Here is a 6,135-nt window from a genome sequence, read left to right as displayed (position 1 = left end):
GCGACCACGGCCACTCCGCCGATCTCCGTGCTGGAGTGCGGGTGCGCCGCCGCGTAGTCGAACCAGCGTTCGCCCGCTGCGGTCGCGTCGTCATGGTCGTGCACGTGTTCTCCGCTGAATGTCGTTTACGTGGCGAGGATGTAGGTCATGGGCTGGTGTCCACGAGGCGCGTCATGTCCTGGGATGCGGCGTCGACGGGCGCCGATGCGGCCGCATCCCACTTGCTGACGTCCAGGGTCCGCGGCCTGCCGGGGGCGTGGCGCCGTACGGGCGCGTTTCCTGGTTACCGGGCGCCTACCGGGGCCGCCGGTGACGTTTCGGATGACGCGGGCCGGTCGTCAGGGATCGAGGCGGCGGTCTCGCGCACCAGCGCCCAGGCGTTGCGTACGGACGTCTGGGATGCCAGACGCGAGCCCAGGGCCGCGCGCAGGATGTAGCGGCCGTCAACGGTGGTGGGGGTGACCAGGATCTGATGGGTGGCGTCGAGATCGGCACGCAGGCGCTCGGTGCGGGCGTTGTCGCCGGCGAGGCGGAAACACACCAGTCCGAGCGAGTGCGAGACGAGTTCGAAGCCGGGGCTGTCCCGGACCAGGTCGGCGAAGAGCGCGGCGTGGGAGAGCTGTTCGCGGATGTGTGCGCGCAGGCCCTCGACGCCATGGGTGCGCAGGACGAACCACAGTTTCAGGGCACGGAAGGGGTGCATGAGGGGCACCTGCCAGTCCCGGAAGTCGGTGACGTCGCCCGAGTCGCTGGCCTGGTTGCGCAGGAAAGGGGGGCGGATGTCCATGGCGGCGGTGAGGCTGTGCCGGTCGGCCACCCACATGGCGTCGCAGGGCGGTCCCGTGAGCAGCCACTTGTGGCAGTTCACCGCGTAGGAGTCGGCGTGCTCGACGCCCTCGTTGATCCAGCGGTTCTCCGGGCAGATGGCGGCCGACCCGGCGTAGGCGGCGTCCACGTGCAACCAGGCCCCGAATTCGCGGCACACTGCGGCGACGGCGGCGACCGGGTCGATGGCGCAGGTGCCCGTGGTGCCGACGGAGGTGACCACGATCGCGGGGACGACGCCTGCGGCGCGATCGGCTGCCAGTTGTTCGCGCAGAGTGCGGGGGTCCATCTCACAGGTGCCCGCCCTGGTGGCGATCAGGGTCGGTTCCCCCAGGCCGGCGATGCGCGAGGCCTTGGGGACGCAGGAGTTCGCCTGGTCGGTACAGTACAGACGGTAGCGCCCCTCGGTGCCGTGTTCACGCCAGCGCCCGCCTGAGGCCCGGTACAGGGCGGCGACCACGGCCACCAGGACCGCCGAGGACGCGGAGTCCTGCAGGACCCCGCCGCCGTTCCCGGTGCTGAGGAATCGCTCCGGCAAGCCCAGTGCGACCGCGAGATGGTCCAGGACCGCTTCCTCGAGTTCGGTGGCGGCCGGGCCCGTCGACCACATCATGTGCTGGACCGCCAGGCCCGAGGCAAGAAGCTCGCCGACCACCGACGCGGGGCTGGTCTGGGTCGGGTAGTAACCAAGAAACGAAGGGTGCTGCCAGTGCATGAGCCCGGGCATCACCACACGCCGCACATCGGCCAGCACGTCCCGGATCGGCTCGCCGTGCACCGGCATACGGTCGGGCAGCATCGCGCGCACGTCGCCGGGGCGAAGGTCCGGCGTCACCGGCAGGCGTTCCTCGCGCAGGTCCTCCCAGTAGTCCTCAAGGATCGCGGCGACCTCGCCGATTACAGTACGGAACGAATCATCACTAGGCGTTACCGACATGCCGCGTAACCTACCGCACAATGAGACGGCCCAGATGACAAGCAAAACCATGCTGTGGCTCGCTCCGCCCCAGCACTTGCCCCACAGCCTGGCGACCCTGCGTCAGGCCGCGAGCCGGCCCGACCGTCACCGCACCCCTGCCGGCCACCGCCGGATCCCCGAACGAGATCCCCGCGAAGCCGTCTTCGACGAATACTTCGCGGTCTCACGTTGCGCCTGCGCCCCCGCACCCCTGCTGATCGATGCCCTCGACGAAACCCTCACCGCAGTGCGGGCCTTCTCCCGGCACCCGAGCGGCTCATTGACGGAGCCCGACCTCGAACTCGCCGCGCACGCAGCCGGGCTCCCCTCGCGAACCGCCCGTTGCGAGCCCGGAGCGCAAGTCACGGCGCCGCAACGCTGGATTCAGGGACACCGGTTGTTCTTCGCCCTCACCCAGGCGACCGTCGTCGCCCTGCGACACGCCCTTCGCGCCCCCTCGGCCGCAGGTTCAGCCCTCGGCCTGGAGAGCGCCGCTCACTTCCTGCGCGCCAGCGCCTCCGCCCTGCGCATCACCGCGTCCTTCGACACGCAGGACTACCACGACACCGTCCGGCCTTCGATGACCCCACCGCACGTTCCCCGAACGGGGTTCTCCGGCCTGTGGTCGGCCGATCACCGCGTCCTGGTGCAGAGCCTGAGCGAGTGGGGTCAGGCCGCGTCGGCGAAGTCCTCCATCCTGCGCCCCGCCCACCGGCGCCTGGTCGACGTGCTGACGGATGTTCATCACGCCCACGTGGGCGTCTGCTCGCGCTTCGTCGGGTCCGCGCCCTCCCTGCTGCGCGGCGCGGAGCCGGGGGCGCACGTCCTGGACCGCCTGTGCCGGCGGCGCCGTGCCGCTCTGACCGTCGAGCCTGCTGCCAGTCCGGCCCTGCTGCCCGACGCCCAAGGCGAGAACCCCTCCCTTCACCGCTGACTCCCGCGTTGACGCGCCCGGGGTCGGCGGGGGCCGGCTCGGTTCTCGGCTGTCCGGCAGCCTTCCGGCCGAACGCGACATCACTGTTGTGCCGGTTGCTCGTTAGCGCGGGTATGCCAGTACGCAGCGCAGAGCGGACAGGGAGGGGGCGTGGTCGGCGCCCCGGACCTGGCGGGTGGTGGCCTGCGCGGCGGTTGCGCTGGCCGCGGCGCTGCTGAGTCTTCCTGCGGTGTCCGGCGCTTTCGGTGCCGGAGGAACCATCGCCACAGGCACCGAGTCGGCCAGGGCCCAGGACCGGGCTGAGCTGCTGGGTGCCGGCACCCCGGATCTGGTACTCGCCCTGACGGTGCGCGACGGAGCCGCACAGCCGGCGGTTGTGGAGGGTGCCGGTGCCGTCGCACGTGTGCTGGCGGACGAGCCGGCTGTGCGTACGGTGCAGTCGGCTGCCACGGGAGATCCGTGGCTGCTCTCACGAGACGGGCGCACCGCATTGGTGACCGTCTCGCTGCCGGGCAGCGACGCGGACCGCAAGGAAGCCGCCTTGCGTCTGGTGCCCGACGTGCGGGCGGCGGTGCCGGCGATGCGGGTGGAGGTGGGCGGAGCGTCATGGGCGACGGCCGAGATCGACCGGCAGGCCGCGACCGACCTGCTGAAGGCCGAACTCGTGGCTGCGCCGCTCATCATGCTTCTTCTGCTGCTGACCTACGGTTCGTGGGCTGCGGCCGCGCTGCCCCTCGTCGTCGCGGTCCTGGCCGTCACCTGCTGTGTGCCGCTGCTGGGCCTGTTGGCTCACGTGAGTGAGGTCTCCGCATTCGCGGTCAACGCGGCCGCGGCGATCGGCTTCGGCCTGTCGATCGACTTCACCTTGTTTGTTCTCGCCCACTACCGCGAGGAGCACGCGAAAGGAATGCCGCGCGCCCGAGCACTGGACGTAGCCCTCGCGACCTCGGGCCGCTGCGTGTTCTGTTCGGCAGTAGTGCTCTCTTCATGCCTGGTGGCGATGGCCGCCATCCCCGTTCCGCTGCTGCGCGCGCTGGCACTCGCGGGTGTGGCGGTGACGCTGCTGGCGGCGCTGGCCGCGCTGACGGTGCTGACGGCCGCCCTGACGCTGCTGGGCGATCACATCGACGGCGCCGACCCGCTGCGCCGTCTGCGCCGGTCACCCCTCGGCGGGGCCAGCCGGTTCTGATGCGGGCTCGCCTGCCGCGTCACAGCCCTACCCGCGGTGGCGGGCGCGGGGGCGCTGGCGGTGCTGGTCATCATGGCCTGGCCGGCAACGGGTCTGCGGCTGGGCGCGATCGACGAGCGGACGCTGCCGCCCACGGCCCCGGCCCCCACCGCGGCCGCCGACGTGCACGGGCGTTTTCCGGTACCTCCGGAACAAGTCCACGTGGGCGTGCGGAGGCCGCCGGACATGGCGACCAGGTGGTGTGCTGGGCGACCTGTCATTGCTGCGGGGGAAGCTGGTCGCCGGTGGCGCCGACCTCCAGGGCGGGGTAGCCGGGATGGTCTAGGCGGTGGTGGACGTAGACCTGGTCCGCCCACGGCGGGCCGAGCGGCGTGAACGCGCAGCCTCAGAACCCGGCCAACCGGCCGGTCCGGATGGGTGGCATCGAAGTCCGTGATCGCGGCGGCGCGACCCAGCGGTAGCTGTGGCGAGGGGTTGCCAAGTGGCGGGATCCTGGTCGGCTTTGGTCCGGTTGCTGCGCGCAGTGACGGCGATCAGGGTCCGGCCGAACAGGGCCTCGACTGTCGTCCAGTCAGTGTGCGGATGCCAGCTCATCCGAAGTAGGTCATGCGATCACCGCCCAGGCTGGTTACCGCGTTCAGGTGATGCAGGTGCAGCGTTCGGTCAAATGGGCGTGACGAATGCGGAGTTGCGCACACAATGGGCCGACGAAATGTCGCGATATAGATCCGTGGCGTTCTCTTGCTGGCATGGATGGGGAATAAGGAGTACTCATGGAGGTTCTGGGAGCGGGTTTCGGCCGCACCGGCACCGCGTCGTTGCAGATTGCGTTGAACCAACTGGGTCTGGGACCCTGCTACCACTGGACGACTCTTTTCGAGGAACCGGCCCGCGTGACGGCGTGGGAGCAGGTTCTCGCCGCGGTGGAGCGCGGACACGTTCCGGCTTGGCAGCAGATCTACGACGGCTTCCGCTCAGCGGTCGACTGGCCCACTGCTGCATATTGGCAGGAGTTGTCCGACGCCTACCCTGCGGCCAAAGTCATTTTGACCGTCCGCGACCCGCAGGACTGGTACGACAGTATGATCCAGACCATTGTGCCCCAATTGCGCGCACACCGGGGGAGGCCCGCTGTCGGCAGCGCACAGGATGCACGGCCGCCGGAGGTTGCACTCGGCGACCAGGTGATCGGTGAACGTACCTTCCAAGGGCGGCTGCACGATCGAGATCATATGATCGCCACCTTCGAGGCCCATCGACGCGCGGTGGAGGCATATCTCCCGCCGGAGCGGTTGCTCGTCTTCGATGTGCGCCAGGGCTGGGCTCCACTGTGCGCTTTCCTTGGCCTGCCCCAACCCCAGGAGCCGTTCCCCCAAGTCAACGCTGTCCAGGAATTCACGGACATGATGCGCGGGGTGTACGCCCGGACAGGTGGCCAGGCGGGAGCCGCAGGAACTGCAGGCGAACGCGGAAAGACCGACGCGTGGGTACGAGTGATGCCGCAGGCGAGCGGTGGTTCCGCCATGAGACCGCCCGCCCGGGGTCCTCGATGACCATCGCCTGTGCTGTCCTGGTCCAAGGTCCTCCACCGATCTTCGCCGACCTGATGCCCCTCCTGGCAGCGGCGGCCCGCACCCGTCCGCAGCTACGCGACCGTGGCCCCGCTACCCAGTTCCCGGCGCGACCAAGGTCCGCCCGAGCTGAAGGAACACCTGCATGAGCCAGGGCCCGTCTTCAAACGGATCTTGCCCAGAGCAGGAACGACGCGAGTGTGACCGCCGCTTCGTAGGAGGTGGCGGTCTTTTCGTATCGGATTCTGGGACCGGTTGCATCTCGTGCTGCTGGCCAGACTCCGGGCGGCGAAGCAGCTCGACTGGTCGCGGGCGGTGATCGACTCCTCCCACGTGCGGGCCGCTCGGCGCGGCCCGAAAGCGGCCCGAGCCCGGTCGATCGCGCCCGGCCAGGCAGCAAGCACCACGTCCTCGTCGACGGCCAGGGCAACCCGCTCGCGGTGTCGCTGACCGGCGGCAACCGCAACGACGTCACCCAGCTCCTGCCCCTCCTGGCGAAGATCCCCTCGGTTCCCGGTGTCGTCGGCAGGCCGCGTCGGCGGCCCCCCATCCTCCTCGGTGACCGCGGCTACGACCACGACAAGTACCGCCGTCTGGTCTGGGCGCAGGGGCGCTGTCACGTTGGCTGACCGGGTGGGATGATCTTCGGGTTGATCAT

General features: G+C 69.9%; 4 protein-coding genes and 1 pseudogene. 4 read left to right on the top strand and 1 reads right to left on the bottom strand.

What is annotated here, in order from left to right; all coding sequences use genetic code 11:
• Positions 1-283 precede the first annotated feature (283 nt).
• Positions 284-1,762: a pyridoxal-dependent decarboxylase gene (locus tag ABD374_RS00810; protein ID WP_344488938.1), complete on the bottom strand. Its 1,479-nt coding sequence runs from the start codon at positions 1,760-1,762 to the stop codon at positions 284-286.
• A 34-nt stretch (positions 1,763-1,796) separates the two neighbouring features.
• Between ABD374_RS00810 and ABD374_RS00805 the strand changes: the two genes are divergently transcribed.
• From ABD374_RS00805 to ABD374_RS00785, 4 genes and pseudogenes are all read left to right on the top strand, one after another.
• The gene (locus ABD374_RS00805) at positions 1,797-2,717 is read left to right on the top strand and encodes a hypothetical protein (RefSeq protein ID WP_344488935.1); all 921 of its coding nucleotides are present in this window, start codon (positions 1,797-1,799) and stop codon (positions 2,715-2,717) included.
• Between the two features lie 175 nt (positions 2,718-2,892).
• The gene (locus ABD374_RS00800; protein WP_344488932.1) at positions 2,893-3,906 is read left to right on the top strand and encodes an MMPL family transporter; all 1,014 of its coding nucleotides are present in this window, start codon (positions 2,893-2,895) and stop codon (positions 3,904-3,906) included.
• A gap of 773 nt (positions 3,907-4,679) precedes the next feature.
• The gene (locus ABD374_RS00790; RefSeq protein ID WP_344488929.1) at positions 4,680-5,459 is read left to right on the top strand and encodes a sulfotransferase family protein; all 780 of its coding nucleotides are present in this window, start codon (positions 4,680-4,682) and stop codon (positions 5,457-5,459) included.
• A 240-nt stretch (positions 5,460-5,699) separates the two neighbouring features.
• Positions 5,700-6,088: pseudogene (locus ABD374_RS00785) on the top strand (transposase); the annotation flags it as partial.
• Positions 6,089-6,135: the final 47 nt, after the last annotated feature.

Source organism: Streptomyces enissocaesilis (assembly GCF_039533765.1).
Taxonomy (GTDB): Bacteria; Actinomycetota; Actinomycetes; order Streptomycetales; family Streptomycetaceae; genus Streptomyces; species Streptomyces enissocaesilis.
Note: the sequence above shows the minus strand (reverse complement) of the source record. Positions and strands in the feature narration are given on the sequence as shown.

Excerpts from the sequence above, each read along its gene's own strand:
- ABD374_RS00810 (WP_344488938.1), bottom strand. The coding sequence starts at position 1,762 with ATGTCGGTAACGCCTAGTGATGATTCGTTCCGTACTGTAATCGGCGAG.
- ABD374_RS00805 (WP_344488935.1), top strand. The coding sequence starts at position 1,797 with ATGACAAGCAAAACCATGCTGTGGCTCGCTCCGCCCCAGCACTTGCCC.
- ABD374_RS00790 (WP_344488929.1), top strand. The coding sequence starts at position 4,680 with ATGGAGGTTCTGGGAGCGGGTTTCGGCCGCACCGGCACCGCGTCGTTG.